Here is a 26,230-nt window from a genome sequence, read left to right as displayed (position 1 = left end):
CTTGACATCCCTTAGAAAACACGACAAAGGAGTTCTCCACCAACATTCTGTTCACGCGCCTCATGATCAGCCATAACGCCTTTAGGAGTCGATAAAATCGAAATACCTAAACCGTTTGCCACCTGCGGAAGTGACTTAGCAGAAACATATACACGACGACCAGGCTTTGACACACGCGAAATTTCACGAATAGCAGCCATCCCTTCAAAATACTTCAATTCGATTTCAAGCTCAGCTTTTCCACCACCCAAATCAACTTGATTATATCCGCGAATATAACCCTCCGACTGAAGAACATCAAGAACGTGTGCACGAAGCTTTGAAGCTGGAGTAACCACTTTGCCTTTTTTACGACCAAGTGCATTACGAATACGTGTTAACATATCACCAAGAGGATCTGACATAGACATTAAATAATCTCCTCTTACCAACTAGACTTTACAATACCAGGAATATGGCCAATAGAGCCAAGCTCACGCAATGCAATCCGTGACATTTTTAATTTACGATAATAAGCCCGCGGACGACCTGAAACCTCACAGCGATTACGAACACGAACTTTCGAAGAATTACGCGGCAATTCTGCCAACTGAACAGAAGCTTTAAAACGTTCCTCAAGAGAAACCTTCTGATCCATAACGATTGTTTTCAAACGTGCACGACGCGCAGCATAACGCTTTACCATCACCTCACGACGCTTATTTTTCTCAACGGCACTTACTTTGGCCATAACTTCACCTCGCTACATTTGCCGTTACGAACGAAAAGGAAAATTAAAAGCACGCAATAACTCACGCGCTTCATTATCCGTTTTCGCTGTCGTACAAACGATAATATCCATGCCCCAAATTTGATCAACTTTATCATAGTTGATTTCTGGAAACACAATGTGTTCTTTAATACCCATAGCAAAATTACCACGACCATCAAAACTCTTTGGATTTAAACCACGAAAGTCACGAACGCGCGGAAGAGCAATCGTAACAAGACGATCTAAAAACTCAAACATACGATCTTTACGCAATGTCACTTTAGCCCCAAGAGGCATTCCTTCACGAACTTTAAAGGTCGCAATAGAATTACGGGCACGGGTAATAACAGCCTTCTGACCTGTTATGAGTCCTAAATCCTCAGCAGCAAGAGAAGGTTTCTTTGAATCAGCTGTTGCTTCACCTATCCCCATATTAACTACAATTTTATCAATCCGCGGAATTTGCATCGCATTTTTGTAATTAAACTTCTCTTGAAGCGCTTTACGAATCACTTCAAAGTAATACGCTTTCATACGCGGTATTTGTCTTTCTTCAGCCATTAATCAACTCTCCCGAACGCTTGGCAAAACGTACTTTATTACCATCTGCATTCATACGAAAACCTACGCGTGTAGGCTTACCATCTTTAGGATCAGCAATCGCCAAATTAGACAGATGAATCGGAGCTTCTTTAGAAATAATTCCAGCTTCTTGCTTCTGTGTTTGACGTTGATGACGTTTAATCATATTAATCCCACGAACAAAAGCCTTATTCTCTTTTGGACTAACCTTAATTACTTCACCAGTAAATCCTTTATCCTTACCGGATAAAACAACAACCTTATCACCTTTTCGAATCTTCTGCATAATATTAACTCCTTATAGCACTTCAGGAGCAAGCGAGATGATCTTCATATGATTCCTCCCACGCAATTCACGGGGAACAGGTCCAAAGATACGCGTACCAATCGGCTCTTTTTTGTTATCGACTAAAACTGCAGCATTACTATCAAAACGAATGACGCTACCATCTGCGCGACGAATATCCTTAGCAGTACGCACCACAACAGCTTTCATCACATCACCCTTTTTAACACGTCCACGAGGAATAGCATCCTTAACCGAAACAACAATAATGTCACCGACGGAAGCATATTTCCGCTTTGAACCGCCTAACACCTTGATGCACATGACACGACGAGCACCAGAATTATCAGCAACGTCGAGATTTGTTTGCATCTGAATCATGACTGGCCACCTTTTCTTAACACATATATCTTCTTGTATCTTTTATTACACAATCAGATTTGCCTGCCAAATAAACATAAAGTCATCGCTTTGAAATGTATCAATGAAAAACCACTGTTAAATTCTAAAACAATAAACTTAACTGATTACGCTACATTGTCTTTTACAACAATCCAACATTTATCTTTCGAAATTGGTCTAGATTCTTGAATAGAAACTTGATCCCCAATCTTGAATTGGTTGTTTTCGTCATGCGCTTTATAATTTTTAGACTGCCGAACAGTCTTCTTAAGAAGCGGATGAGAATAACGACGCTCAACTTTGACAACGACAGTCTTATCGCTTTTGTCGCTAATAACAACACCCTGCAAAACGCGTTTAGGCATCTCTTATTTCCTTAAACCTTGCTTTCACTTAATTTTTGACGAAGAAAAGTCTTAATGCGCGCAATATCACGACGAACTTGTCTAACACGTGCAGTCTTTTCTAATTGACCTGTTGCTTTTTGAAAGCGCAAATTAAATTGCTCTTTCTTTAATTTAGCCAATTCATCTTTCATTTGGTCGAGCGTTTGCGCCCGTAATTCTCTGGCTCTCATCGCTTAACCTCTTTATTCCGCAATACGCTGAATGAAACGCGTTTTTATAGGCAACTTTGCAGCACCCAACCTTAGTGCTTCACGTGCAACATCTTCAGGAACCCCATCAAGCTCAAACATGACGCGCCCAGGAGCAACACGTGCAGCCCAATAATCAACACTTCCCTTACCTTTACCCATACGAACTTCAGTCGGCTTAGATGTAACCGGAAGATCTGGAAAAATACGAATCCATACACGACCAGAACGTTTCATATAACGTGTAATCGCACGACGCGCCGCTTCAATTTGACGAGCAGTAACCCGCTCCGGCTCAACAGCTTTCAAACCGTAGGCACCGAAATTCAAATCCGTACCACCCTTCGCAACACCGTGAATACGGCCCTTGAACTGCTTACGGAACTTTGTGCGCTTTGGCTGCAACATTGTTCTCTACTCCAAATTTTAGTTTAATCTCAAAAACTAAGCATTTTCGCGGCGACGATTCGATGAAGAACCAGATTGATCAGCTTCCGTTGCACGACGTTCTGAAGCCATCGGATCATGTTCAAGAATCTCACCCTTAAAGACCCAAACTTTAATACCACAAATACCGTAAGCAGTCTTAGCTTCTGCTGTACCGTAATCGACATCAGAACGCAAGGTATGAAGTGGAACACGACCTTCACGATACCATTCCATACGCGCAATTTCAGCACCACCAAGACGACCAGAACAATTGATACGAATACCTTCTGCACCAAGACGCATAGCAGACTGAACAGCACGCTTCATAGCACGACGAAAAGCAACGCGACGCTCTAACTGTTGAGCAATTGATTGCGCAATAATCGTCGCATCAATCTCTGGCTTACGAATCTCCACAATATTCAATGAAGTTTCAGCATTGGTCATTTCTGAAAGCTTACGACGAAGCTTCTCGATATCAGCACCCTTTTTACCGATAATCAAACCAGGACGTGCAGAATGAATCGTAACACGACACTTTTTATGAGGGCGTTCAATCACAACCTTAGAAATCGCTGCCTGTTTAAGTTCTTCAAGCACATAAGAACGAATTTTCAAATCTTCATGAAGAAGACGCCCATATTCACCACTATCAGCATACCAACGAGAATCCCAGGTCCGATTAACACCCAGACGAAGTCCTATTGGATTGATCTTCTGACCCATTATGCGGCCTCCACTTTTTCGCTAACTTCACGAACAATAATAGTAAGATGTGAAAATGGACGCTCAATTCGACTAGCACGCCCGCGACCACGAACATGAAAACGTTTCATCACAATCGACTTACCAACATAAGCCTCTGCGACAATAAGCGAATCAATATCAAGATCGTGGTTATTCTCTGCGTTTGCAATCGCTGATTCAAGCGTTTTTTTCACAGTAGCAGCAATACGTTTACGCGAAAATGTCAAATCAGCGAGCGCCACATTAACTCTTTTCCCGCGAATCATTGCAGCAACTAAATTAAGCTTCTGCGGACTAACACGAATTGTTCGTGTGACAGCCTTTGCTTCATTATCTTTAAGCTGGCGCGGAACCTTAGCTTTTCCCATTCCTACTTCCTCTTCGCTTTTTTATCGGCACCATGACCATAATAAGTCCGGGTAGGAGCGAACTCACCAAACTTATGTCCAACCATCTCTTCAGAAACAGAAACAGGAATATGCTTATTGCCGTTGTAAACACCAAAAGTCAGACCAACAAATTGCGGCAAAATAGTAGAGCGACGACTCCATATTTTTATAACTTCATTGCGCCCACTTGCACGTACCTTCTCTGCTTTACCAAGAAGATAGCCGTCAACAAACGGACCTTTCCAAACTGAACGAACCACTTCAGACTACCTTTCTTATTTCTTGCGCTGATGACGCGTACGCATAATAAACTTATCAGTGGCTTTATTGGAGCGCGTACGCTTACCTTTTGTAGGTTTACCCCAAGGAGATACTGGATGACGCCCCCCCGATGTACGACCTTCACCACCACCGTGTGGATGATCAACGGGATTCATTGCAACACCACGAACATGTGGACGCTTACCACGCCAACGTGACCGACCTGCCTTACCATCATTAATATTCCCATGATCAGGATTTGAAACAGCACCAACAGTTGCAAAACAGCTGCTAGAGACCAAACGCTGTTCTCCAGAATTAAGACGAAGAATAGCCATTCCTTGATCACGCCCAACCAACTGTGCATAAGTACCAGCTGAACGTGCGATCTGCCCTCCTTTTCCTGGCTTCATTTCAACATTATGAATAATCGTGCCTACAGGCATATTACCAAGGGGCATAGCATTCCCTGGTTTTACATCAACATTTGAACCAGCGATAATAGAATCTCCCACACCAAGACGTTGTGGTGCAAGAATATAACTTAATTGTCCATCCTCATAGCGAATGAGTGCGATAAAAGCAGTGCGATTAGGATCATACTCTAAACGCTCAACTTTCGCTGAAACATCACGCTTAACACGTTTAAAGTCTACAAACCGATAACTCCGTTTATGACCACCACCCTGAAAACGAGCGGTAACACGACCACGATTATTACGTCCACCCTTTGAAGACAAACCTTCCGTCAACATCTTTACAGGTTTTCCCTTATAAAGACAAGAACGCTCCACAATGACAAGCTGACGCTGCCCAGGTGTCGTTGGATTAAATTGCTTAAGTGCCATTATTCCTATCTCCGAGCCTCTTTAAAGACCTGTCGAAACGTCGATAGTCTGACCACTGGCCAGAGTTACGATCGCTTTTTTGACATCACTCTGCCGACCAACAATACCTTTAAAACGTTTCACTTTACCCTTACGGACGATCGTGTTAACTGCTTTTACTTTCACGCTAAAAAGCGCTTCAACAGCAGCCTTAATTTCAGGTTTCGTCGCTTTCGGCGCGACATTAAAAGCAACTTGATTATATTCAGAAATCATAGTCGACTTTTCAGTAATAACTGGACTAATAATTACATCATAATGGCGAAGATCTGTCATTTAAAACGCTCCTCAAGAGCCTCAACAGCTGCCTTTGATAAAACAAGTTTGCTGCGACGCATAATATCATAAACATTAATTCCCTGAATGGGCAAAATATCAATATTAGGGATATTCGATGCTGCACGAGAAAAGTTAATATCAATCTCTTGACCACCAATCAACAGAGCATTATTAAAGCCAAGCTTAGAAAAATGGGAAACAAGCTTTTTCGTTTTAGCATCCTTAACAATCAACTCATCCACAATAATTAAATCTTTTGCTTTTAATTTTGCAGATAAAGCAAGACGTAACCCAAGGGCACGAATCTTTTTAGGAAGATCATGCGCATGGCTACGAACCACTGGCCCATGGGCCTTACCCCCACCTCGAAACTGCGGGGCACGAGCAGATGAATGCCGAGCACGCCCAGTTCCCTTTTGTTTGAACATCTTTGCCCCTGTTCGTGATACATCAGACCGCCCTTGAGACTGATGCGTTCCTTGTTGACGACGAGCAAGTTGCCAACGAACAACACGTTGTAAAATGTCCTCACGTGGAACAAGATCAAAGATAGATTCAGAAACTTTTAATTTACCAGCTTCATGACCATCAAGAGTTTTAATTACAAGATCCATTATTAGGCTCCCTCAACTTCAGAGGTCTCCGTCACCGGAGTAATCATTTCTGTTTTCTCCTTCACAAGACGGCGAATACCAGCAGGCTTTGGAGCATTATCAGGAAGAGGTTTCTTCACGGCATCTCTTACCAAAATCCACGATCCCTTCGAACCAGAAACAGCACCACGCACTAAAATTAAACCACGCTCAACATCAGTGGAAACAACTTCAATATTTTGTGTTGTTACACGCACCTGCCCCATATGGCCAGCCATTTTTTTCCCTTTAAAAACTTTACCAGGATCTTGGCACTGCCCCGTAGAACCATGAGCACGATGTGTGATCGAATTACCATGGGAAGCGCGGTGCCCACCAAAGTTATGCCGTTTCATAACACCGGCAAATCCCTTACCAATACTGGTGCCCGTCACATCAACACGCTGCCCTGGGACAAAATGTTCCACTGTAATCTCAGTACCGATATCAAGGAGATTATCGGGGCTCACACGAAACTCTGCTATTTTGGCTTTAGGCTCAACAGAAGCCTTAGCAAAATGTCCACGAAGAGCTTGTGAAGTATTCTTAACCTTAGCAAAGCCTACACCTAATTGAACAGCAGTATAACCATTCTTTTCAACTGTACGCTGAGCAACGACTTGACAATTCTCCAAACGAAGTACTGTCACCGGTACATGCTCACCAGCATCATTATAAATACGGGTCATGCCCAGCTTCTGTGCTATTACACCTGAACGCATCGGGTCTGTTCCTTCTGTCCTCAAACCTCAGAGCTTAATTTCTACATCCACACCAGCAGAAAGATCGAGCTTCATAAGCGCATCCACTGTTTGCGGCGTTGGATCAACAATATCAAGAAGACGCTTATGGGTACGCATTTCAAACTGCTCACGGCTCTTCTTATCGATATGCGGTCCACGATTGACCGTAAATTTCTCAATCCGCGTTGGAAGCGGAATAGGACCACGGACATTTGCACCAGTCCGTTTAGCAGTCGATACAATTTCTCGCGTCGACGTATCAAGAATTCTATGATCAAACGCTTTCAAGCGAATGCGAATATTTTGACTGTTCATGCTCTTTATTTCCCTGTCATATAAAGCGCCTTCAATAATCAAGGCGCTCAACAAGCATTATTTATTCAATGATTTTAGAGACGATACCGGCACCAACAGTACGACCACCTTCACGAATAGCAAAACGAAGCTTCTCTTCCATCGCTATCGGCACAATCAATGACACATCCATCGCAACATTATCACCGGGCATAACCATTTCAGTTCCTTCTGGAAGCGTAACAATACCCGTAACATCTGTCGTACGGAAGTAAAACTGTGGACGATAATTCGTGAAAAACGGCGTATGACGACCCCCTTCATCTTTCGTCAAAATGTAAGCTTCCGCTTTAAAACGTGTATGTGGGGTAACCGATCCTGGTTTTGCCAATACTTGACCACGCTCAATGCCTTCACGGTCAACACCACGAAGCAGCGCGCCAATATTATCTCCAGCTTGACCTTGATCTAAAAGCTTGCGGAACATTTCAACACCTGTCACCGTCGTCTTAGATGTTGGGCGAATACCAATAATCTCGATTTCTTCTCCAACTTTAATAACACCACGCTCAACACGACCCGTAACAACCGTCCCACGACCCGAAATCGAAAACACATCCTCTATCGGCATCAAGAATGGTTGATCAACAGGACGCTCAGGGGTTGGAATATAATTATCAACCTCGCTCATTAAAAGACGAACCGCATCTTCACCAATGCTTTTATCCTTATCCTCAAGGGCTGCTAACGCAGAACCTTTTACAATTGGGATTTCATCTCCTGGAAAATCATATTTGGATAAAAGTTCCCGAACCTCAAGCTCTACAAGTTCCAAAAGCTCCGCATCATCAACCTGATCAACTTTATTGAGAAAAACAACAATCGCTGGAACTCCAACCTGACGAGCAAGCAAAATATGCTCACGGGTCTGTGGCATCGGACCATCAGCTGCTGAAACAACCAAAATGGCACCATCCATCTGCGCTGCCCCTGTGATCATGTTTTTCACATAATCGGCGTGTCCAGGACAGTCAACGTGCGCATAGTGACGGCTTTCCGTTTCATACTCAACGTGTGCTGTAGAAATGGTAATCCCACGGGCACGCTCTTCTGGTGCTGCATCAATTTGATCGTATGCTTTAAACTCACCAAAAAATTTCGTAATCGCTGCTGTCAACGAAGTCTTCCCATGATCAACGTGACCAATCGTACCAATATTAACATGCGGTTTTGTTCGTTCAAATTTGCTCTTCGCCATTTGGGCTCTCCATTTTCCGTCCAAGCCAAGGACTAAGTTAAAAATTAATTTACCAACCTGAAGTTACGCGTATTTCTTTTGAATCTCCAAAGCAACAGCTGAAGGAACAGGCTCGTAATGATCAAACTGCATTGTATACTGCGCACGCCCCTGACTCATAGAGCGAAGGGTATTCACATAACCAAACATATTCGCCAATGGAACCATCGCATTGACAACCGTTGCAATACCACGTGCTTCAGTTCCTGAAATCTGCCCTCGACGAGAATTGAGATCGCCAATAACATCACCAACATAATCATCTGGCGTAACAACTTCCACCTTCATGATCGGTTCAAGAAGCTGTGCACCAGCTTTCTTCGCGCCATCACGAAAAGCTGCACGAGCAGCAATTTCAAAAGCTAACACAGAAGAATCAACATCGTGATAACCACCATCAATGAGCGTTGCTTTTACACCAAGCATAGGGAATCCTGCAAGAGGTCCTGACCCCATAACACTTTCAATCCCCTTCTGGACACCCGGAATATATTCTTTAGGGACAGCACCACCAACAATCTTCGACTCAAAAATAAAATCATCACCTTCGTGAGGCTCAAAAACAATTTTCACACGAGCAAACTGACCAGCACCACCGGATTGTTTCTTATGGGTGTAATCAATTTCCGCCATTTTAGTAATTGACTCACGATATGCAACCTGAGGCTGCCCAACATTGGCCTCAACCTTAAATTCACGCCGCATACGATCAACGATAATATCAAGATGAAGCTCCCCCATTCCAGCTATAATAGTCTGACCTGATTCCTCATCAGACTTAACACGAAACGAAGGATCTTCCGCTGCTAAACGATTAAGAGCAATACCCATTTTTTCCTGATCTGCTTTTGTTTTCGGTTCAATTGCAATCTCAATAACAGGCTCTGGAAATTCCATACGCTCCAAAATAACAGGCTTCAAAGGATCACAAAGCGTATCCCCTGTTGTCGTCTCCTTAAGGCCAGCAAGAGCAACAATATCACCAGCAAATGCTTCTTCAATATCCTCACGAGAATTTGAATGCATTTGAAGCATACGCCCTAAACGCTCTTTCTTTTTCTTCACAGTGTTCTCAAGAGAAATACCTTTATGAACTTTACCAGAGTAAATACGACAGAAAGTCAACGAACCAACAAAAGGATCATTCATAATTTTAAAAGCAAGCATAGAGAGCGGAGCTTCATCAGAAGATTCACGCGTTGTCTCAGCCTCAGTCTTTACATCAATACCCTTAATCGCCGGAATATCAATCGGAGAAGGAAGATAAGAAACAACAGCATCCAAAAGCGGCTGCACACCCTTGTTTTTAAAAGCCGTACCACAAAGAACAGGATGAAACTGAACCTCTACGGTTCCCTTACGAATGAGAGCAACAAGCTGCTCGTTGGTTGGCATAACACCTTCCAAATAAGCCTCCATAGCAGCCTCATCAACCTCCACAGCCATTTCAATGAGTTTTTCGCGATATTCCTCAGCCTTTTCCTTTAAGTCAGAAGGAATTTCACCGATCACCGCTGAAGCACCAATAGAACCATCCCACTTTAAAGCTTTCATCTCAACAAGATCAACAACACCTTCAAAGTCATTTTCAGCACCAATCGGCAACTGCAAAATAAGTGCTTTAGCCCCCAACCGAGAACCAACCATTTCTACACTACGATAGAAATCAGCACCTATTTTATCCATTTTATTAACAAAAACCATGCGTGGGACACGATACTTCTCAGCCTGCCGCCAAACAGTCTCTGTTTGAGGCTCCACACCAGCATTAGCATCCAATAATGCTATCGCCCCATCAAGAACACGCAAAGAACGCTCAACCTCAATAGTAAAATCAACGTGCCCTGGCGTATCAATGATATTAAAGCGCCGCTTACGACCATCACGCCCTTCCCAAAACGTCGTCGTCGCAGCAGATGTGATGGTAATGCCGCGCTCTTGCTCCTGCTCCATCCAATCCATCGTAGAAGCACCATCATGCGTTTCCCCGATTTTATGATTCTTACCCGTATAGAACAGAATACGTTCAGTCATCGTAGTCTTACCGGCATCAATATGTGCCATAATACCAAAATTACGATAATCTTCAATTTTATATTCGCGAGCCATTATATTTGCCTTAGTTAAAAACCTCTACCAGCGATAATGCGAGAACGCACGGTTAGCCTCAGCCATACGATGAACATCCTCACGCTTTTTCACAGCAGAACCGCGATTATTAGCCGCATCCATGAGTTCACCAGATAAACGCTCAATCATTGTTGTTTCATTCCGTCCACGCGCTGCCGAAATCAACCAACGAATAGCAAGAGCCTGACGACGATCAGGACGAACATCAATCGGAACCTGATAAGTAGCCCCCCCAACACGACGAGAACGAACTTCAATATGAGGAGCAACATTCTCTAAAGCCCGATGAAAGAGATCTACTGGATCTGTTTTTACTTTTTTCTCTACAGAATCAAGCGCACCATAAACAATACGCTCTGCAACTGACTTTTTACCATCAAACATAATGGCATTCATAAATTTTGTAATAACCAAATCACCAAATTTAGGATCTGGATTAATTTCACGCTTTTCTGCTCTATGACGACGGGACATCGGCTTTGTCTCTCAATATTACTTTGGACGCTTTGCGCCATACTTTGAACGACGCTGTTTACGATTCTTAACACCTTGGGTATCAAGCAAACCACGAATAATGTGATAACGAACCCCTGGCAAATCTTTTACACGACCACCACGGATCATCACAACAGAGTGCTCTTGAAGATTATGTCCCTCTCCAGGAATATAACCAATTACCTCAAATCCATTCGTCAAGCGAATTTTAGCAACTTTACGAAGAGCCGAATTAGGTTTCTTCGGCGTTGTTGTGTAAACACGCGTACAAACACCACGCTTCTGAGGATTTGACTGCAGAGCAGGAACCTTATTACGTTTAACTGGTGCCACACGTGGCTTGCGAATCAACTGGTTTACGGTAGGCATGCAACCTTCCTCTTTTCGATTTACATTCGTCTCACCCAATCGGGCTTTTCTATTTTAATTCCACCTACTCCAACAAAATTGGTATAGATGTCTTATTCTACACACAAAATCGGGCACAGCTGCTAAAAACAGTCTACCCGATCACAAGCAGAGAAGGCAATAGCCTTTTGCACTAGCATTTGCTTTTAATCTTTTTAACACCCGTTTGAAGGATCTTTTGGGTTATATTCAAAACAAAAGATCATTTCCACATCGGTTACGTTCGTGTCTAATAGCGAGAACACAAACGTTCGTCAAGAACTAAACAGCAGAAAGTTTTCAAAAATGAAAATAAATTAAATTTTAAAACTTTAAATTTGCCTTTTTTGCTTTTATTGGATCTCTTGATAAATCAATTTACCATAGTAATATCGCCCTATAAATAAAAAACAATAGCGTGACTGCGATAAAATATTAACGCAGAAAATTAAATTGCATATTTGATATCGAATGATGAGCACCATGAAAATAGCAACGTGGAATATTGCCGGAATAAAAGCACGACACGAAACATTATATCAATGGCTACAGCAAAATCAGCCAGATATAGTCTGTCTACAGGAAATTAAAATTATTGATGACAATTTTCCACGTGATGCAATTGAAAACCTAGGTTACCATATAGAAACACATGGACAAAAAAGTTTTAATGGCGTCGCAATTCTTTCTAAAAAAACACCGGATGAAGTGATCCGTCGACTACCTGGCAATAATAATGATGAACAAGCACGTTATATTGAAGCTGTTTATTCAATAAATAAAGGCATTATTCGTGTTGCATCGCTCTATTTGCCAAATGGAAATCCTATTGAGAGTGAAAAATATCCCTATAAGATGGAATGGATGGAAAGATTATATGCACATGCGAAATCATTACTCGCATATGAAGAGCCCCTTGTTCTAGCCGGTGATTATAATGTCATTCCCACCCCACTCGATGCAAAAAAACCTCAAGAATGGAATCAAGATGCTTTATTTCTTCAAAAAACAAGAAAAGCATTCCAACGTATTCTTCATTTAGGCCTTTACGATGCTATCCGGAATGTCACCGATACGCCCTCCTTCAGTTTTTGGGATTTCCAAGCTGGAGCATGGCCTAAAAATAATGGGATTCGCATTGATCATTTACTCTTATCGCCAGAAGCAGTTGATCACCTTATTTGCGCTTATAGTCAAACAGAAGTAAGGGGATACAAAAAACCATCCGACCATGTTCCTGTTTGGATTCATCTTAATATCAATTAAGAAACTATAGCCCTCATTTCATGCTACGATAAAAAAAATTCCACTCAGAAGAATAACTATGCTACACCGTGCAAGCAGTATATCTTAAGTAACTAAAATAAAAATCAATGTATGGAGGACATAAATGAAGAAATCATTGTTAATGTTTATTGCTGCAGCAGCCATTGGACTTACAAGCGTCGCACATGCTGAAAATGATACGCTTGAAAAAATAAAGCAAACAGGGGAAATCACTTTAGGTGTTCGTGAATCATCTGGTTTGGCCTACGCCCTTGGTAATAATAAATATGTAGGCTTTCATACAGAAATGGCAGAACGTATCATTGATGATATCTCAAAAAAAATTGGTAAACCGATTAAAATCCATTATCTTCCCATCACGTCTCAAAATAGAATTCCTCTCTTAAAAAATAAGACCTATGATTTTGAGTGCGGCTCAACAACGAATGATATTGCTCGCAGCAAAGAAGCAGCATTTGCTTATACGACATATGTTGAAGAGGTCCGGATTGCTGTAAAGAAAAACTCTAACATTAAATCTCTTGATGATTTAAATGGAAAAACAGTTGCAACGACCACCGGTACGACATCTGTTCAACTTATTCGTAAGAACAAACGCGCAAAAAACATTCACTTTAAAGTCGTCAAAGGAAAAGATCACGCAGATAGTTTCTTATTACTCGAATCGGGTCGCGCTGATGCTTTTGTTATGGATTCTTCAATTCTCGCTGGACATATTGCAAAATCAAAAAATCCATCGGATTATGTCATTCTTGACACCGTACTTTCAGTCGAACCTATCGCTTGTATGCTGAGATTACATGACACAAAACTTGAACAAGCAATCAACGATAGTATCCTACGTCAGATTAAAGACGAATCACTTGAAAAGCTTTATGATAGGTGGTTTATGAAACCAATCCCACCTGCTAATACTGTTATGAACCTTCCCTTATCAAAACAGACAAGATATGCTTGGGATCACCCAAACAATAAGCCTCGCGAAAGCTACACAGAAAAAGATTTATAGAATTTGAAAAGAAAGACCACACTCTTTAAAAATTGAGTGTGGTTTACATTTTAGTTCACTTTTTAATAAATTCTGCTTATGTAAGTACACTTGATTTATCGTTCTATTTGTGAATGACTAATTTGAGGGAATATCAATTAATGGACTTTTCTTTCCTTTGTAGAGATGACCTTACTCAAACACTGGTAGCAGGATGCTTGGGCACTCCCGGCGTAAGTCATACCTATTTAGATACACTTCTTGATGGCTTTAAAAATACGGTTATATTGTCCATCACTTCACTTATATTAGCTATATTTTGTGGTATTATTATAGGAACAATGCGCACTTTACCTAAAACATCCATCATCAATTGCGTATTTCGCACGATCGGTGCTATTTGGGTAGAAATTATGCGCAACATTCCCCTCCTTGTACAGGTATTTCTATGGTATTTTGTTGTTCCTAAGATTTATCCACCAGCGATAAAATTTTCCCCCATTCTCTTAATAACATGCGCATTGGGATTCTTTACATCGGCACGCATTGCAGAACAGGTTCGTTCAGGCATTGAAGCGATTCCATCAGGACAACGTTATGCTGCCATGGCAATGGGGTTTACAACTTATCAAAGTTATCGCTATATTATATTACCGCGTGCTATCCGTGCAATTATGCCGCCGCTTACTTCAGAAGCAATGGGCATTGTGAAGAATTCATCTATAGCATTCGCTGTTTCAATCAATGAACTCATGCAATTTCAATACCAAGCAATTGAAGAGATAAGTCATGTTTACGAAAACTATTTGCTTGTTACGATTCTTTATATTTTTATAGCCTTATGCGTATTCATTGTAATGACAGTCATTGAACAAATGCTCAAAATTCCTAATTTTCAAACCAAGGGAAATTGAATATGATAAATTTCATAAGCTCTCAGTTTGGACTTTATTTCCCTTTCAATTTTTCCGACTTTGATTTTTCCTTTTTTACCTTTGATGTATTTCGTTCTTACATTTTATCGGGTTTACTCTTTAGCGTTTTTCTAACGCTTTTTGCAACGGTATTGGGATTTGTTTTCGGTACGCTTTTAGCAATGATGCGCCTTTCTTCCATAAAACTTTTTTCTTGGTTTGCAATCGTTTACATAACAGCGATGCGTTCAATACCACTTGTGATGGTTATCTTATGGTTTTTTGTGCTTCTGCCTTTTTTAACGGGGACATCCATCGGTACCAATAAATCAGCACTCATTACCTTTACCGCATTTGAAACGGCTTATTTTGCTGAAATTATGCGTGCTGGTATCAATTCAGTTCCGCAAGGACAAAAATACGCGGGGCAAGCTCTTGGGATGACCTATTGGCAAAGTATGTACATTGTCATTCTTCCTCAAGCCTTTAGAGATATGCTTCCTGTCTTTTTAACACAAGTCATTATCCTTTTTCAGGATACAACCCTTGTGTACGCCATCAGTGGTCATAGCCTTTTGAATGGTTTTGATATTGCTGCTAATAATTTTGGCGTAAAACAAGAAGCTTATATTTTAGCAGCTATTTTCTATTTTGTGATCTGTTTTACACTGTCACAAATCGTTTTATATTTACAAAAAAAAGTATCCATTATTCGCTAACAGGAAAAAAAATGTCTACACATATGATCGAAATAAAAAATGTTTCTAATTGGTATGGCGAAATTAACGTTCTTAAAAATTGTACAACCAATATTAACAAAGGAGAAGTGGTTGTAGTTTGTGGACCATCAGGCTCAGGAAAGTCAACACTCATTAAAACGATTAACGCTCTCGTCCCTTTTCAAAAAGGCGAAATTTGGATTAATGGAACACCAGTTCATTCAAAGAAAACGAATCTGCCTAAATTACGCAGCCACGTAGGAATGGTCTTTCAGCACTTCGAACTTTTTCCCCATTTATCGGTCACAGAAAATTTGACAATTGCACAAATTAAAGTCCTAAAACGAAGCAAAAAAGAAGCACTTGAACGGGGTTTGTTATATCTTGAGCGTGTTGGACTCATTGAACATAAAGACAAATATCCGGGTCAACTTTCCGGAGGACAGCAGCAACGTGTTGCTATTGCCCGTGCTTTAACAATGGACCCACTCGTCATGCTCTTTGATGAACCAACCTCTGCTTTAGACCCTGAAATGGTAGGTGAAGTACTCGATGTCATGATCAGCTTAGCCGAAGAAGGGATGACAATGATGTGTGTGACGCATGAAATGGGTTTTGCACAAAAAGTCTCTGGGCGTGTTATTTTCATGGATCAAGGAACAATTCTTGAAGACTGTTCATCTCAAGAGTTCTTTTCTAATCCGCAAGAAAGAACACCAAGAACGCAAGAATTTTTGTCTAAAATCCTAAGTCATTAGCCGTTATATCATCGCAAAAAGCTATCTCTACTGTAAACTTGGACACAAGAAAGGAGAGTTTAATAACAGATGAGAGAATGTGAAAAAATATTACAATCAGATCGTTAAAAGTTCTTATATTTTAGAATATCAGCAACTAGTGAAATCGCTGTACGTCTTTCAAATTCATCACAAAGAGAAAAAGCCTGCTCTTGCAAAGGGCGAATCCAATTTCTATCCTTTACGTTCGCTTTTTCATAAGCAGCAGTTAGCATTGCCGTACCGCGAATGATTTTTCCTTCTTTAAGCAGCATATTTCCGAGCATCGCTTGAGCAGAAGGATTTCCTTTTTTTGCTGAAAGTTGAAACCATCGTGCTGCTTGTATAAGATTCTTCTCCCTTCCCTCTCCCTTTAAAAATATTTTTCCTAAATGATACTGAGCTTTAGGATTCCCGTAATTCACCGCAGCCTGCATATAAAGACGAGCAGCATAAGAAGGATTAGGTTTCACAGGTGATTGAGGAATACCTTTTTTTATATACTGAGCAAGCTTAACCAATGCATCAGAAACATAACTTTCATCCTCTGAGCCAAGACCTGCACCTTTTTCAACGATATATGCAAAAAAATGATAGGCCTTGTAATCATCTTTAGGAACACCATCACCGTTTGCGTAGATAGAGCCAAGTTTCCAATTCGCACCAATATAGCCCCTCTTAGCGGCACAATGTAACGCTGAAAGTGCCTGATTTATCTGCCCATTTTTATAAGCAGATATGCCACGTTTCAAAAAATAAAACGAACCATCATGCACTTCCTGCAAGCTATTAACATCTATGGCATAAACAGTCGAAAAAAATCCCCCTAACGTCACAATAATCGTAGCTTTCTTCCATATCTGAAATCGATTGACCATTTTCCCCCTCTCTTAATGTTAATTGTTCAATCTGTTTAAATTTCTTTGTAGAGCTTTAAAAGCTTCTTCTTCTTAAGAAATACGAGAAATTCTAAAGTAAAACTTTTAAAAGAAAAGACCAATAAATAAAAATTATCAATTTCAATTTGAATAACACCCTCCAATACAGGAATCTTCCTTCCCCCTTTTATATTGAAGTAATTAAAATCTCTTGCGCATAAGCGATAAGTGGTTTGCAGATGAGCTTAAAAGAGGATTTAAAACACCTCTTATGAACTGTCACAAGTGCCAAAGACTACTCTCGCGCAACACTAAACACTGACAAAGTACGTAATAACACCGATCCATTACTTCACAAGCGTAAAAATGAGAAGGCTCAATGGATTTCCTCTATACCATTTACGGACATCTGCGTGAAATGAGCTTTGGGTGCCTTAAGAGACGTCTCTTTCATGAGAAGCATAAAAATACTGGTTCCCTGTAGAGATTTTATGACCGCATTCACGAAAGGCAAACAAAAGAAAAAGCTGTCTTTTAAAAAAAATCGATATCAGCCGTAATGTGATGAAATGACCCATCAAAAAAAGTGACAATCAGCCCAACCGCTCTAAAGCAATAGATATCTTCTTTTGTGCAGCACGCAGTTCTACAACTCTATTTTGTTCACTTTCAACAATTTCTGCTTTTGCATTTGCTATAAATTTTGGATTATTTAATTTAAGCGATATTTTTTCAATATCTTGTTCAATTTTACGAGCCTCCTTCCTCAAACGAACACGCTCAGCCTCCAAATCAATCAACTGTCCTAATGGCAAACAAAAAACAGCTTCTCCTAAAATCATTTGTGCCGATACTTCCGGAACTTTATCAGAGAAATCAATAACTTCAATACGCGCTAACTTTTTAAGAAGTGCATCATAACGCTGCACACGCTCTCGCGTTACTTCCCCTGCTTCGACAACGACAAGAGGTGCTCGTGTAGCCGCTGGAACATTCATTTCAAAACGTACAGACCGAATCCCTGTGACCACATCAATAAGCCAATTAATATCAGTAGCAGCTTCTTCATCGATCAATGTTGCCTCTGGCCATTTTGTCAATGCGAGCATATCTTCACGCTTGATCTCTTGCGTTTCTGTAAGAGACCACAACTCCTCTGTCATATGCGGCATAAAAGGATGAAGAAGTTTATAGACTTCATCTAAAACCCAAGCAGTACAAGCTTGAGCCTCATTTTTAACCTCTTCATTTTCACCCTGAAAGATAGGTTTAAGAAGTTCTAAATACCAATCGCAGAATGTATTCCAAATGAAACGATAAAGTGCAGCTGCAGCCTCATTAAACTTATAATGTTCAATACCCGTCGTCACTGTTGAAATCGTTTTAGAGAGCTCTGTTAAAATCCAACGATTAAGCGCCAGTTTTGCTTGTTCTGGCTCAAAAGCAGGATCATGTTTTACACCATTCATCTGTGCAAATCGGGTAGCATTCCACAATTTCGTAGCAAAATTACGATAACCAGCAATGCGGGAAGTATCAAGTTTCACATCACGACCTTGCGCTGCCATAATAGCCAAAGTAAAACGAAGAGAATCAGCGCTATACTGATCAATAAGCTCTAAGGGATCAATAATATTTCCCTTTGATTTTGACATCTTTGCACCCTTTTGATCTCGGACAAGAGCGTGCACATAAACCGTTGGGAAAGGAACTTCACCCATAAAGTGCAGTCCCATCATCATCATACGAGCAACCCAGAAAAAAATAATATCAAATCCTGTCACGGATAAAGATGTTGGATAAAAAGTAGATAATTCAGTCGTTTTATCGGGCCATCCTAATGTTGAGAAAGGCCAAAGAGCTGATGAAAACCAAGTATCTAAAACATCCGGATCACGAATTAATTCAACCATCTCACCATAATGAGAAAAAGCCGAATCTAAAGCCTCTTTTTCACTTTTTTCAACAAAAACTGTTCCATCAGGACCATACCAAGCAGGAATCTGATGTCCCCACCATAGTTGGCGAGAAATGCACCAAGGCTGAATATTTTGCATCCAATTGAAGTAGGTCTTTTTCCAGTTATCGGGAACAAATTGCGTTTTCCCTTGTTGAACAGCTTCTATCGCTGGCTTTGCTAATTCAGCAGCATGAACATACCATTGATCTGTCAAAAAAGGTTCAATAGGCACACCACTGCGATCTCCATGAGGAACCATATGGGAATGATTATCAACAGAAGCTAAATACCCTCGTTCTTCCATCAAAGAAATAATCTTTTGGCGGGCAACAAAACGATCAGCTTTATCAAGACTTTCTACTAACATTTTTAATTCATCTGATAAAAGCAAACCATCAAAAAACGCTTCATTCTCACGGAGAAAAATCTCGGCATTTTGGGTAAAAATATTAATTAAGCGTAAATCATTACGCTGTCCTACTTCAAAGTCATTAAAGTCATGGGCTGGTGTGATTTTTACCGCACCACTTCCTGCCTCAGGATCAGCATGCGTATCACCGACAATCAATAACTTACGACCAACAAGTGGCAAAAGAGCATTTTTACCGATAAGATTTTTATAACGCTTATCTTCAGGATTAACGGCAATTCCTGTATCACCAAGCATTGTTTCTGGTCGTGTTGTCGCCACTATTATAAAAGTTGTCGCATCATTTGGATCAAAAATTTTACCTTCAAGTGGATATCTAAAGTGCCACAAATGTCCTTGAACTTCTTTTTGCTCAACTTCAAGATCCGAAATAGCCGTTAACAACTTAGGGTCCCAATTGACGAGGCGCTTATCTCTATATATCAGTCCTTGTTTATAAAGCATGACAAAGACTTCAAGAACAGCCTGCGACAACCCCTCATCCATTGTAAAGCGTTCACGCGACCAATCACATGAAACGCCAAGGCGGCGCAATTGGTTTGCAATAATGCCTCCCGTTTCATGACGCCATTCCCAAATACGCTCAATAAACTTTTCTCTTCCCATTTCTTGACGCGTTGGCTCTTGGCGTTCTGCAAGTTGACGCTCTACAACCATTTGTGTAGCAATCCCAGCATGATCCGTACCTGGCTGCCACAAAACATTTTTGCCACGCATCCGCTGAAATCTAACCATTATATCTTGAATTGTCGTATTGAGCGCATGCCCCATATGAAGTGAGCCTGTAACATTAGGCGGTGGAAGCATAACGCAAAAAGGTTCTGCACCACTTTTAGAACCCGCTCCCGCTTTAAAAGCTCCACGAGTCTCCCATCTCTTTGCAACCCGTTGCTCTATGGAAGCAGCATCATAGTTTTTTTCTAACATTCTATCCATCCATAACGCCGCTGAAAAACACAATATATGATCAAACCCCGATCAAAATCCCGCACCCCCCACCCCTCACTAGAGAGCCCGCAAAACCTCAAATAAAATTCTCATAAAATGAAAAATATAAAAATAATTAAGACGATTTTTTTACCGCCTTCACAATCTCTTCACGTAAAATATCTTCCAGCAAAACAGGCAATTTAGACTGCAACCACTCTGCTATTGCCGGACGCAACACATCCTTTGCAATTTTTTCTGCAGAAGAAATACAATACGCAGATAATTCCACAGGACCAGCCTTTCCAGTTTCTGATTGTGACTTCCTGATCTCATCTTCATATTCTTTTGCTTTATAAACAGAATTCCGTTCTTCAGAAGAAAGCTTCATCTTTTGCACATCCATACCAACTGTATTACTTTCTAACGCTGTATCCTCTTTCTCTTGCGCACTCCCTCCCCCTTGATTTTCAGTAGAAAGGCCAATGCGATCAGCTAAAGCTTTCATAGCATCATCAACCGATAGGGTTGTATCATAAATACCTTCTGATGCAATTTCTGAATGATCTTCCGAAGCATTTACTGCAACATCTTCATTTAAAAAGTGATCAGATTGAACCGCATTTTCTTCGATTATTTCACGAATAGATGTCAAAATTTCATCCATGCTTGGCTCACGTAACACGCTTGAACTCTGTACCATACTTTACAACCTCTCAAAGACGCAACAACAAATAGAATCATATTTTCAGTGTATGCAAAAGAATCATAAGATCAACATGCCTCTTGTGATATTTTCAAATATGCTTGTCATAAAGAGGGCGCTACACACAACTTTCTGCACTTTAAAAGAACATATTACTGCTCTATTTTTCGACATATTCAACGACGGATTAACCAATTTTTTAAAAACTAAAATGATTTGAAATCAAAGGGACTATTTTTATGCGCTATCGAATATATTGAATTGTTTTTAAGCCGAGATAATTTGCTGTCAATTTACCAATAGATGATTGAACACTATAGCTTGCCACAACAGCATTACGCTCTGCCATTGCAAGCGCAATTTGAGCATTAATCAATTGAGTACGAGAATTTAAAACATCTAATGTCGTTGCCTGCCCTACGCGATTTTCTTGAACACGACCTTTTAGAGCAATTTCAGCAGCACGAACACTTTCACGGTAAGCAATAACAGATGCGCGTGCACCTTCCAACTGGAACCAGGCAGAAGTAAGGGCTTGTCTCGTATTACTACGGGCCAAATCGAGTTGAAGCTGCGCCTGTCCAAGCTGTTCCTTCGATTGGCGAATCTGCGCAGACGTACGCCCCCCTTCAAAGATCGGAACACTCACAGACAATCCTATCGATTTAGAAATGCCATCCTCTCCAGCACCGCTGTAAATCCGATTATAAGATGCTGTTGCAGAAAAATCAACTTTAGGGAGTAACGCCCCTTCTTTCGCCTTTACATTGTAACCACTCGCATCAACTAGATATTGAGCATAAAGGATTGCTGGATGCATCACAACACTCATTTGGTAAGCCGTATCAAGATTGACGGGAAGATCTGTAGCGATGGGTGGGCGTTTTAATTTTTCAGGATCAGAACCAATAATTTGACGATAGACTGCTTCTGCTGCTTTTACATCAGCACGAGCAAGACTCAATTCTGAAATAGCTACGGAACGTGCCGCTTGAGCTTGAGCAAGATCGACGCGCCCTCCCTCACCCACATCAAATTTTGCTTTATTAGAACGAACTTGCTCTTCAAGAGCTGCTAAATTTTCTCTCCGAAGATCAGCAACACGACGTGCCTGATAGACATTAGCATAAGCCGTCACGGTCTCCAGAAAAGTATTTTGTTCAGCATTACGAAGATATTCACGTTGCGCCTGCAGCTTAACTTGAGCTGAAGAAAACATATTTTGCGTGATAAAACCATCAAACAATCTTTGATTTAATCTCACACCTATAGATCCAGAAGTGATATAAGGACCTGTAAAAGACTTATTCCGCCCATAGCTTCCAATCCCTTCAACTTGTGGTAATAATCCTGATCGCGCAATGACAACGTCATCACTGGCTATACGAACAGCTGCCCGTTCACTATTCAACTTAGCATTGCGTTGATAAGCTTTAGAAAAAGCATCCATCAATGTTTCAGCACAAACAGCCTCTGACAATAAAAGACTCAACACCAACAAAAAACACACCTGAAACTTCTTGTTTATTTTAAACGCAACACACACAATAATAAACCCCAAATAAATAACAGAATTATCTTCTATTCACCAAACGAACAAGCACTAAAATACAAAATCAGATGTTTTTAAAAAACAAGAAAGAGGCTTTACAGCGAGATTAAAAGCACGACGGGCTGAAATAATTCCATCTTCTTTGATGTAGATTCGTGCTACAGCTGCATTTCCATGCCCTTCAACCACCACAAGACCTCCACCGTCTTTCATTTGATCAAAGATACCTTGTGGAACAAAGTCGACAGATCCCTCAATAAAAATCACATCATAAGGCCCCTCAACAGCATATCCCTGCTCTAATGGACCATGAATAACAACCACATTATCACATTGATTACGCTCTAAAGCTTCAAGAGCACGCTCAAAAAGAGACTCATTACTTTCCAACGCAATCACAGACCCTGCAAGTCTCGAAAGCAAGGCTGCACAATAACCACTATTTGCACCAATATCTAAAACAACATCTGATGATTTTACAGCAGCAAGCTGTAATAATTTTGCAAGAGATGCAGGCTTCATCAAATAACGTGCAGGAACCTCATCTTGCACTGGACATACAACAATATCGGTATCAAGATAGCTCAATGCTTTCATATCTTCCGATACAAAATCTTCACGAGATATCGTTAAAAATGCTTCAAGAACTGATAAATCCGTTACATCGACTGTACGAATTTGATTGTCAACCATTTTGCGACGAAGCTCAGCAAAATCTGCAACCATAACGACTACTTTCTCCTAACCTATAAAAAATAAACAAAATAGCAACAATGAGGGACTAAGATCTCTTAAACTATAGGTGTTACAAAAAAAGATACGACAGTCAACAACTCGATTCTATAGGACAATCTCTCATACAAAAATGTCTTTACAACTGTATAGGGGAATAATCTCTTTTCTTATACCTTCTTATACCTCCCCTAAAAGCCGCTCCATTTAAAATCGGCTGGAGGCCTCGCCCGGAATCGAACCGGGATACAAGGATTTGCAGTCCTCTGCGTAACCATTCCGCCACAAGGCCTCATCAACAAATATAAAGGCTTCAATAAGGGAAGGCAAAGCATCCGTCAAGGTGTAGAAATCTTCTCTCGCTTTTTTTCCTATTACTTACACAATTTATCATATTTTTTTTAAAAAAAGTAATTTTATCCTTTGCAAATCAGTATTGCTTTGCTATAGCCTCTTCAGCTAAATGGTTGAGCGTCGTTCCCCGGTAGCTCAGCGGTAGAGCAACCGGCTGTTAACCGGTTGGTCGCTGGTTCGAATCCGGCCCGGGGAGCCACTTCTTTTTTTATTGAGCATAACTTATTAATTTTAAATATCTTTTTTAAGGTACGGGGTGTGTAGATAAAAGTACGGGAATAGGGTTTTCTAATATTCTTCTACAAAGCGCCTCTTTTTTTGCCAACTTTCTCAAGAAGGTCTTTTAATTCTGCTACATCTTGTTGTGAAAAATTCTCTAAGTTTCTAACGAACATGCCAATAATTTCACAACGAAATGGGTCTGAAGATTTGATTGTAAAACTCTTGCGACATGCATAGGCTTCTTTTCTTAACAATGAAGCCTTCTCTTGATCTAAACCGTACAGCTCTATGATCTTCTCTTCCATACCAACCGGTACTGATTTCTTGCCAATTTCTACAGAAGATAAAAACGCTACAGATATATCTAATTTCTTAGCCATATCTAAGAGACGTTCTGAGTGATCAATGCGAAGTTTACGTAAAATTTTACCAAAAGATGTAGCCATATAAAAAGCCTGTTAGAGAAGAAATATTTCCTCTGATTCTAACAAATCTTTTCGAAATTTTCCTCAATTACTGCGAATCAAGAGCTCTTTTCGAGGTATTTTTTAAGAAGATTTTGTGAGTTCTAACTCTTGGCTATCCATTTTTTGAAGTATGATAAGACATTGTCTAGCGCGTCCATAAAGCGGGCAAAATCGATAACAAACATAAAGACAATAAAGGTTATCCATTTCATAATGCGTGACATCATTTTTAATCCTTGGTAAGTTTCTATCATCTCATGAAGCAACTGTCGTTCTATTTGTGAGAGATCTTGTTCCTCATGACGTTTCCTACTCATTTTGCCAACCACATAAGCGTGCTCCCTGTTGATTATGTTTCAATATATCTCTTGCTAGGTTGGAACTGATGGTATTGACATCTTGCTTGTCTAAATAAATGGGCAACCAACCAACACAAGAAACTGTCCTATTTGCCCCGCATCCAACGAGACAAAGCAGAGCGCACACCAGCATCAGTTTTTTGATTAACTTCATTTTCCACCTCAAAACGGGTTGTTGCTGTCTTTAAAGCGCGCTCTGTTTGCTTTTGCTGCTCGCTTTTCTTGCCAAGATGAAAGGCTTTGGCTAATGCCATTAAAAAAACGGCTAAAGCCGCTAACAGAAGAGACAGATTTCTTTTGAACCCAAAAATCATAAGCGCTGTTCCCGAAAACGCTTGGCGACAATCACCAGTCCTGTACAAGCGGCTAAAACCATAATCCCTGCTAACGCCCACTGAATCGGTCCATTGCCTACTAAAAATCCCCCAAATCCTGAACAAGACCCTATAATCGGGGCTAGCGCTTCTACCTTGAAAAGTCCTCTTGCCTCTTTCGTTTCCACTCTTTGATAGTTTGAAGAAACATAAGACCCTTTCGCCCACAAACCGGCTTCCGCTGCTCGACGGTTGGCTAATCCCGCAAGAAGCTTTCCACCGACCTTATTCCATTTCTGTAATTCAACGGGAACAGCTTCATAATCCCCTTGATTAAGTTTTTTCAAAAGACTCGACTTGCAAAAGGCTGTTGTTCCTACGTTATAACAAAACGACACCAATGCTGCGAACTGGCAATCTGTTAACGAAACCGTAACCGCCTCCTCGACGGCTTTCTCAAATTGCTTTAAGTCTTCACAAAGAATTGCTTCTGCTCGCTCTTTCGTAATACGCATACCTTTTTTGACAAGCGGGTTACCAGCATTGCTGGTGTGACCATAACCAATGGTCCAGATACATGCCGTATCTCTATACGCTTCTAAACGTAATCCTTCCCATTGTTTGATTAGCTCCAAACCTTCTTTGGATATCTTTCTCATCCCATCCTCCATAAAAAAAGCCCCACTGATTTGGGGCTGGATTAAAATCTTCTTTGATGATCTTCTATTGGCTGTGCTCTTTGATCAATTGTTCCACTTCGTCAACGCGAAAGCCAAGTTGAAAGAGCGGTGCATATTCACTTTCCTGTAATTCATACTGACAACGCTTTGCTATAGAAGTACCGTCTAAATCAACCGGCGTTTCTGTTGTTAGACAAACCTTATGCGTGTCATCTTCTATCCCCTCTTCTCCTTCACTGAGTTCTTTAACAAAGACCCAATAAAAACGCGTTGATAAAAGCGTCTCTAGTCTTCTTACTGTTTCAACTTTGTCAAAGGAAAGCATGTTTAAATAATCTTGCTTCGTATTTAAGTGCTCTGGATAATCTATCATCTTCTC

General features: G+C 40.7%; 35 protein-coding genes and 2 tRNA genes. 6 read left to right on the top strand and 31 right to left on the bottom strand.

The window, feature by feature from the left end:
• Nucleotides 1-11: 11 nt before the first annotated feature.
• The 20 genes from rpsH to rpsL form a co-directional block, all read right to left on the bottom strand.
• The gene (gene rpsH, locus D1093_RS03680) at nt 12-410 is read right to left on the bottom strand and encodes a 30S ribosomal protein S8 (protein WP_120100739.1); all 399 of its coding nucleotides are present in this window, start codon (nt 408-410) and stop codon (nt 12-14) included.
• Nucleotides 411-424: 14 nt separating this feature from the next.
• On the bottom strand, nt 425-730 hold the full coding sequence (rpsN, locus tag D1093_RS03675; protein WP_120100737.1) for a 30S ribosomal protein S14: 306 nt from the start codon (nt 728-730) through the stop codon (nt 425-427).
• Between the two features lie 24 nt (nt 731-754).
• Complete coding sequence (gene rplE, locus D1093_RS03670; protein WP_120100735.1) at nt 755-1,312, bottom strand: 50S ribosomal protein L5; 558 nt, start codon at nt 1,310-1,312, stop codon at nt 755-757.
• Nucleotides 1,305-1,619, bottom strand: coding sequence for a 50S ribosomal protein L24 (gene rplX, locus D1093_RS03665; RefSeq protein ID WP_120100734.1), 315 nt, complete (start codon nt 1,617-1,619; stop codon nt 1,305-1,307). Before rplX ends, rplE begins: the two co-directional genes overlap by 8 nt.
• Nucleotides 1,620-1,631: 12 nt before the next feature.
• Nucleotides 1,632-2,000: a 50S ribosomal protein L14 gene (gene rplN / locus D1093_RS03660; protein ID WP_004855715.1), complete on the bottom strand. Its 369-nt coding sequence runs from the start codon at nt 1,998-2,000 to the stop codon at nt 1,632-1,634.
• Between the two features lie 146 nt (nt 2,001-2,146).
• Nucleotides 2,147-2,386 (bottom strand): 30S ribosomal protein S17, encoded by a 240-nt coding sequence (gene rpsQ, locus D1093_RS03655; RefSeq protein WP_012231991.1) that lies wholly within the window; start codon nt 2,384-2,386, stop codon nt 2,147-2,149.
• Between the two features lie 11 nt (nt 2,387-2,397).
• Complete coding sequence (rpmC, locus tag D1093_RS03650; protein WP_120100732.1) at nt 2,398-2,598, bottom strand: 50S ribosomal protein L29; 201 nt, start codon at nt 2,596-2,598, stop codon at nt 2,398-2,400.
• 12 nt (nt 2,599-2,610) lie between these two features.
• Nucleotides 2,611-3,024 carry a 50S ribosomal protein L16 gene (gene rplP, locus D1093_RS03645; RefSeq protein WP_005773276.1) on the bottom strand — a complete coding sequence of 138 codons (414 nt, stop codon included), beginning with the start codon at nt 3,022-3,024 and terminating at the stop codon, nt 2,611-2,613.
• 36 nt (nt 3,025-3,060) lie between these two features.
• Nucleotides 3,061-3,771 carry a 30S ribosomal protein S3 gene (gene rpsC / locus D1093_RS03640; protein WP_005773275.1) on the bottom strand — a complete coding sequence of 237 codons (711 nt, stop codon included), beginning with the start codon at nt 3,769-3,771 and terminating at the stop codon, nt 3,061-3,063.
• Nucleotides 3,771-4,160 (bottom strand): 50S ribosomal protein L22, encoded by a 390-nt coding sequence (gene rplV / locus D1093_RS03635; protein WP_012231994.1) that lies wholly within the window; start codon nt 4,158-4,160, stop codon nt 3,771-3,773. The genes rpsC and rplV overlap by 1 nt, the downstream gene beginning before the upstream one ends.
• 2 nt (nt 4,161-4,162) lie before the next feature.
• Nucleotides 4,163-4,441 (bottom strand): 30S ribosomal protein S19, encoded by a 279-nt coding sequence (gene rpsS / locus D1093_RS03630; protein WP_004855734.1) that lies wholly within the window; start codon nt 4,439-4,441, stop codon nt 4,163-4,165.
• 15 nt (nt 4,442-4,456) lie between these two features.
• Nucleotides 4,457-5,290 (bottom strand): 50S ribosomal protein L2, encoded by an 834-nt coding sequence (gene rplB, locus D1093_RS03625; RefSeq protein ID WP_120100730.1) that lies wholly within the window; start codon nt 5,288-5,290, stop codon nt 4,457-4,459.
• 21 nt (nt 5,291-5,311) lie between these two features.
• The gene (locus tag D1093_RS03620; protein ID WP_005773270.1) at nt 5,312-5,605 is read right to left on the bottom strand and encodes a 50S ribosomal protein L23; all 294 of its coding nucleotides are present in this window, start codon (nt 5,603-5,605) and stop codon (nt 5,312-5,314) included.
• Nucleotides 5,602-6,222, bottom strand: coding sequence for a 50S ribosomal protein L4 (gene rplD, locus D1093_RS03615; protein ID WP_120100729.1), 621 nt, complete (start codon nt 6,220-6,222; stop codon nt 5,602-5,604). Before rplD ends, D1093_RS03620 begins: the two co-directional genes overlap by 4 nt.
• 2 nt (nt 6,223-6,224) lie before the next feature.
• Entirely contained in the window at nt 6,225-6,962 is a 738-nt protein-coding gene (gene rplC, locus D1093_RS03610) for a 50S ribosomal protein L3 (protein WP_150222268.1), read from the bottom strand.
• A gap of 27 nt (nt 6,963-6,989) precedes the next feature.
• Nucleotides 6,990-7,298, bottom strand: coding sequence for a 30S ribosomal protein S10 (gene rpsJ, locus D1093_RS03605; protein ID WP_005773267.1), 309 nt, complete (start codon nt 7,296-7,298; stop codon nt 6,990-6,992).
• 61 nt (nt 7,299-7,359) lie between these two features.
• Nucleotides 7,360-8,535, bottom strand: coding sequence for an elongation factor Tu (gene tuf / locus D1093_RS03600; RefSeq protein WP_005773266.1), 1,176 nt, complete (start codon nt 8,533-8,535; stop codon nt 7,360-7,362).
• 63 nt (nt 8,536-8,598) lie between these two features.
• Nucleotides 8,599-10,683, bottom strand: coding sequence for an elongation factor G (fusA, locus tag D1093_RS03595; RefSeq protein WP_120100725.1), 2,085 nt, complete (start codon nt 10,681-10,683; stop codon nt 8,599-8,601).
• A gap of 24 nt (nt 10,684-10,707) precedes the next feature.
• A complete protein-coding gene (gene rpsG / locus D1093_RS03590) occupies nt 10,708-11,178 on the bottom strand; it encodes a 30S ribosomal protein S7 (protein ID WP_005773264.1) in 471 nt (156 codons plus the stop codon).
• Nucleotides 11,179-11,196: 18 nt separating this feature from the next.
• Nucleotides 11,197-11,568, bottom strand: a complete 372-nt coding sequence (rpsL, locus tag D1093_RS03585; protein ID WP_005773262.1) for a 30S ribosomal protein S12 — start codon at nt 11,566-11,568, stop codon at nt 11,197-11,199.
• Nucleotides 11,569-12,069: 501 nt separating this feature from the next.
• On the opposite strand from rpsL, the gene xth reads away from it, so the two are divergent.
• The 5 genes from xth (at nt 12,070) to D1093_RS03560 (ending at nt 16,252) form a co-directional block, all read left to right on the top strand.
• Nucleotides 12,070-12,852: an exodeoxyribonuclease III gene (xth, locus tag D1093_RS03580; protein ID WP_120100723.1), complete on the top strand. Its 783-nt coding sequence runs from the start codon at nt 12,070-12,072 to the stop codon at nt 12,850-12,852.
• Nucleotides 12,853-12,976: 124 nt separating this feature from the next.
• On the top strand, nt 12,977-13,882 hold the full coding sequence (locus tag D1093_RS03575; protein ID WP_120100721.1) for a transporter substrate-binding domain-containing protein: 906 nt from the start codon (nt 12,977-12,979) through the stop codon (nt 13,880-13,882).
• A 140-nt stretch (nt 13,883-14,022) separates the two neighbouring features.
• Nucleotides 14,023-14,775: an amino acid ABC transporter permease gene (locus D1093_RS03570; protein ID WP_120100720.1), complete on the top strand. Its 753-nt coding sequence runs from the start codon at nt 14,023-14,025 to the stop codon at nt 14,773-14,775.
• 2 nt (nt 14,776-14,777) lie between these two features.
• On the top strand, nt 14,778-15,494 hold the full coding sequence (locus tag D1093_RS03565; protein ID WP_120100718.1) for an amino acid ABC transporter permease: 717 nt from the start codon (nt 14,778-14,780) through the stop codon (nt 15,492-15,494).
• Nucleotides 15,495-15,505: 11 nt separating this feature from the next.
• Entirely contained in the window at nt 15,506-16,252 is a 747-nt protein-coding gene (locus tag D1093_RS03560) for an amino acid ABC transporter ATP-binding protein (RefSeq protein WP_005773257.1), read from the top strand.
• A gap of 104 nt (nt 16,253-16,356) precedes the next feature.
• Here D1093_RS03560 and D1093_RS03555 read toward each other — a convergent pair whose 3' ends face one another.
• From D1093_RS03555 to D1093_RS03530, 6 genes are all read right to left on the bottom strand, one after another.
• Nucleotides 16,357-17,148 carry a tetratricopeptide repeat protein gene (locus D1093_RS03555; RefSeq protein ID WP_120100716.1) on the bottom strand — a complete coding sequence of 264 codons (792 nt, stop codon included), beginning with the start codon at nt 17,146-17,148 and terminating at the stop codon, nt 16,357-16,359.
• Between the two features lie 593 nt (nt 17,149-17,741).
• A complete protein-coding gene (locus D1093_RS03550; RefSeq protein ID WP_120100714.1) occupies nt 17,742-20,465 on the bottom strand; it encodes a valine--tRNA ligase in 2,724 nt (907 codons plus the stop codon).
• A gap of 136 nt (nt 20,466-20,601) precedes the next feature.
• Nucleotides 20,602-21,168 carry a DUF2497 domain-containing protein gene (locus D1093_RS03545; RefSeq protein WP_120100713.1) on the bottom strand — a complete coding sequence of 189 codons (567 nt, stop codon included), beginning with the start codon at nt 21,166-21,168 and terminating at the stop codon, nt 20,602-20,604.
• A gap of 247 nt (nt 21,169-21,415) precedes the next feature.
• The gene (locus D1093_RS03540) at nt 21,416-22,717 is read right to left on the bottom strand and encodes a TolC family outer membrane protein (protein WP_174767393.1); all 1,302 of its coding nucleotides are present in this window, start codon (nt 22,715-22,717) and stop codon (nt 21,416-21,418) included.
• Nucleotides 22,718-22,774: 57 nt separating this feature from the next.
• Nucleotides 22,775-23,449, bottom strand: coding sequence for a protein-L-isoaspartate O-methyltransferase family protein (locus D1093_RS03535; RefSeq protein ID WP_120100709.1), 675 nt, complete (start codon nt 23,447-23,449; stop codon nt 22,775-22,777).
• A 224-nt stretch (nt 23,450-23,673) separates the two neighbouring features.
• Nucleotides 23,674-23,747, bottom strand: a tRNA-Cys gene (locus D1093_RS03530).
• A 186-nt stretch (nt 23,748-23,933) separates the two neighbouring features.
• Between D1093_RS03530 and D1093_RS03525 the strand changes: the two genes are divergently transcribed.
• A tRNA-Asn gene (locus tag D1093_RS03525) sits at nt 23,934-24,008 on the top strand.
• A 100-nt stretch (nt 24,009-24,108) separates the two neighbouring features.
• Here the strand turns inward: D1093_RS03525 and D1093_RS03520 are convergent.
• From D1093_RS03520 to D1093_RS03495, 5 genes are all read right to left on the bottom strand, one after another.
• Nucleotides 24,109-24,477 (bottom strand): helix-turn-helix domain-containing protein, encoded by a 369-nt coding sequence (locus tag D1093_RS03520; RefSeq protein ID WP_120100708.1) that lies wholly within the window; start codon nt 24,475-24,477, stop codon nt 24,109-24,111.
• 122 nt (nt 24,478-24,599) lie between these two features.
• Complete coding sequence (locus D1093_RS03515; protein ID WP_120100706.1) at nt 24,600-24,827, bottom strand: hypothetical protein; 228 nt, start codon at nt 24,825-24,827, stop codon at nt 24,600-24,602.
• 116 nt (nt 24,828-24,943) lie between these two features.
• Entirely contained in the window at nt 24,944-25,171 is a 228-nt protein-coding gene (locus D1093_RS03505; RefSeq protein ID WP_120100703.1) for a hypothetical protein, read from the bottom strand.
• Nucleotides 25,168-25,830: a lysozyme gene (locus D1093_RS03500; protein ID WP_120102310.1), complete on the bottom strand. Its 663-nt coding sequence runs from the start codon at nt 25,828-25,830 to the stop codon at nt 25,168-25,170. Before D1093_RS03500 ends, D1093_RS03505 begins: the two co-directional genes overlap by 4 nt.
• Before the next feature lie 64 nt (nt 25,831-25,894).
• On the bottom strand, nt 25,895-26,224 hold the full coding sequence (locus tag D1093_RS03495; RefSeq protein ID WP_120100701.1) for a hypothetical protein: 330 nt from the start codon (nt 26,222-26,224) through the stop codon (nt 25,895-25,897).
• Nucleotides 26,225-26,230 lie beyond the last annotated feature (6 nt).

Source organism: Bartonella kosoyi (genome assembly GCF_003606325.2).
Lineage (GTDB): Bacteria > Pseudomonadota > Alphaproteobacteria > Rhizobiales > Rhizobiaceae > Bartonella > Bartonella kosoyi.
Note: the sequence above shows the minus strand (reverse complement) of the source record. Positions and strands in the feature narration are given on the sequence as shown.

Excerpts from the sequence above, each read along its gene's own strand:
- rpsH (WP_120100739.1), bottom strand. The coding sequence starts at position 410 with ATGTCTATGTCAGATCCTCTTGGTGATATGTTAACACGTATTCGTAAT.
- rpsN (WP_120100737.1), bottom strand. The coding sequence starts at position 730 with ATGGCCAAAGTAAGTGCCGTTGAGAAAAATAAGCGTCGTGAGGTGATG.
- rplE (WP_120100735.1), bottom strand. The coding sequence starts at position 1,312 with ATGGCTGAAGAAAGACAAATACCGCGTATGAAAGCGTATTACTTTGAA.
- rplX (WP_120100734.1), bottom strand. The coding sequence starts at position 1,619 with ATGCAGAAGATTCGAAAAGGTGATAAGGTTGTTGTTTTATCCGGTAAG.
- rplN (WP_004855715.1), bottom strand. The coding sequence starts at position 2,000 with ATGATTCAGATGCAAACAAATCTCGACGTTGCTGATAATTCTGGTGCT.
- rpsQ (WP_012231991.1), bottom strand. The coding sequence starts at position 2,386 with ATGCCTAAACGCGTTTTGCAGGGTGTTGTTATTAGCGACAAAAGCGAT.
- rpmC (WP_120100732.1), bottom strand. The coding sequence starts at position 2,598 with ATGAGAGCCAGAGAATTACGGGCGCAAACGCTCGACCAAATGAAAGAT.
- rplP (WP_005773276.1), bottom strand. The coding sequence starts at position 3,024 with ATGTTGCAGCCAAAGCGCACAAAGTTCCGTAAGCAGTTCAAGGGCCGT.
- rpsC (WP_005773275.1), bottom strand. The coding sequence starts at position 3,771 with ATGGGTCAGAAGATCAATCCAATAGGACTTCGTCTGGGTGTTAATCGG.
- rplV (WP_012231994.1), bottom strand. The coding sequence starts at position 4,160 with ATGGGAAAAGCTAAGGTTCCGCGCCAGCTTAAAGATAATGAAGCAAAG.
- rplB (WP_120100730.1), bottom strand. The coding sequence starts at position 5,290 with ATGGCACTTAAGCAATTTAATCCAACGACACCTGGGCAGCGTCAGCTT.
- D1093_RS03620 (WP_005773270.1), bottom strand. The coding sequence starts at position 5,605 with ATGACAGATCTTCGCCATTATGATGTAATTATTAGTCCAGTTATTACT.
- rplD (WP_120100729.1), bottom strand. The coding sequence starts at position 6,222 with ATGGATCTTGTAATTAAAACTCTTGATGGTCATGAAGCTGGTAAATTA.
- rplC (WP_150222268.1), bottom strand. The coding sequence starts at position 6,962 with ATGCGTTCAGGTGTAATAGCACAGAAGCTGGGCATGACCCGTATTTAT.
- rpsJ (WP_005773267.1), bottom strand. The coding sequence starts at position 7,298 with ATGAACAGTCAAAATATTCGCATTCGCTTGAAAGCGTTTGATCATAGA.
- tuf (WP_005773266.1), bottom strand. The coding sequence starts at position 8,535 with ATGGCGAAGAGCAAATTTGAACGAACAAAACCGCATGTTAATATTGGT.
- fusA (WP_120100725.1), bottom strand. The coding sequence starts at position 10,683 with ATGGCTCGCGAATATAAAATTGAAGATTATCGTAATTTTGGTATTATG.
- rpsG (WP_005773264.1), bottom strand. The coding sequence starts at position 11,178 with ATGTCCCGTCGTCATAGAGCAGAAAAGCGTGAAATTAATCCAGATCCT.
- rpsL (WP_005773262.1), bottom strand. The coding sequence starts at position 11,568 with ATGCCTACCGTAAACCAGTTGATTCGCAAGCCACGTGTGGCACCAGTT.
- xth (WP_120100723.1), top strand. The coding sequence starts at position 12,070 with ATGAAAATAGCAACGTGGAATATTGCCGGAATAAAAGCACGACACGAA.
- D1093_RS03575 (WP_120100721.1), top strand. The coding sequence starts at position 12,977 with ATGAAGAAATCATTGTTAATGTTTATTGCTGCAGCAGCCATTGGACTT.
- D1093_RS03570 (WP_120100720.1), top strand. The coding sequence starts at position 14,023 with ATGGACTTTTCTTTCCTTTGTAGAGATGACCTTACTCAAACACTGGTA.
- D1093_RS03565 (WP_120100718.1), top strand. The coding sequence starts at position 14,778 with ATGATAAATTTCATAAGCTCTCAGTTTGGACTTTATTTCCCTTTCAAT.
- D1093_RS03560 (WP_005773257.1), top strand. The coding sequence starts at position 15,506 with ATGTCTACACATATGATCGAAATAAAAAATGTTTCTAATTGGTATGGC.
- D1093_RS03555 (WP_120100716.1), bottom strand. The coding sequence starts at position 17,148 with ATGGTCAATCGATTTCAGATATGGAAGAAAGCTACGATTATTGTGACG.
- D1093_RS03550 (WP_120100714.1), bottom strand. The coding sequence starts at position 20,465 with ATGTTAGAAAAAAACTATGATGCTGCTTCCATAGAGCAACGGGTTGCA.
- D1093_RS03545 (WP_120100713.1), bottom strand. The coding sequence starts at position 21,168 with ATGGTACAGAGTTCAAGCGTGTTACGTGAGCCAAGCATGGATGAAATT.
- D1093_RS03535 (WP_120100709.1), bottom strand. The coding sequence starts at position 23,449 with ATGGTTGCAGATTTTGCTGAGCTTCGTCGCAAAATGGTTGACAATCAA.
- D1093_RS03520 (WP_120100708.1), bottom strand. The coding sequence starts at position 24,477 with ATGGCTACATCTTTTGGTAAAATTTTACGTAAACTTCGCATTGATCAC.
- D1093_RS03505 (WP_120100703.1), bottom strand. The coding sequence starts at position 25,171 with ATGATTTTTGGGTTCAAAAGAAATCTGTCTCTTCTGTTAGCGGCTTTA.
- D1093_RS03500 (WP_120102310.1), bottom strand. The coding sequence starts at position 25,830 with ATGAGAAAGATATCCAAAGAAGGTTTGGAGCTAATCAAACAATGGGAA.
- D1093_RS03495 (WP_120100701.1), bottom strand. The coding sequence starts at position 26,224 with ATGATAGATTATCCAGAGCACTTAAATACGAAGCAAGATTATTTAAAC.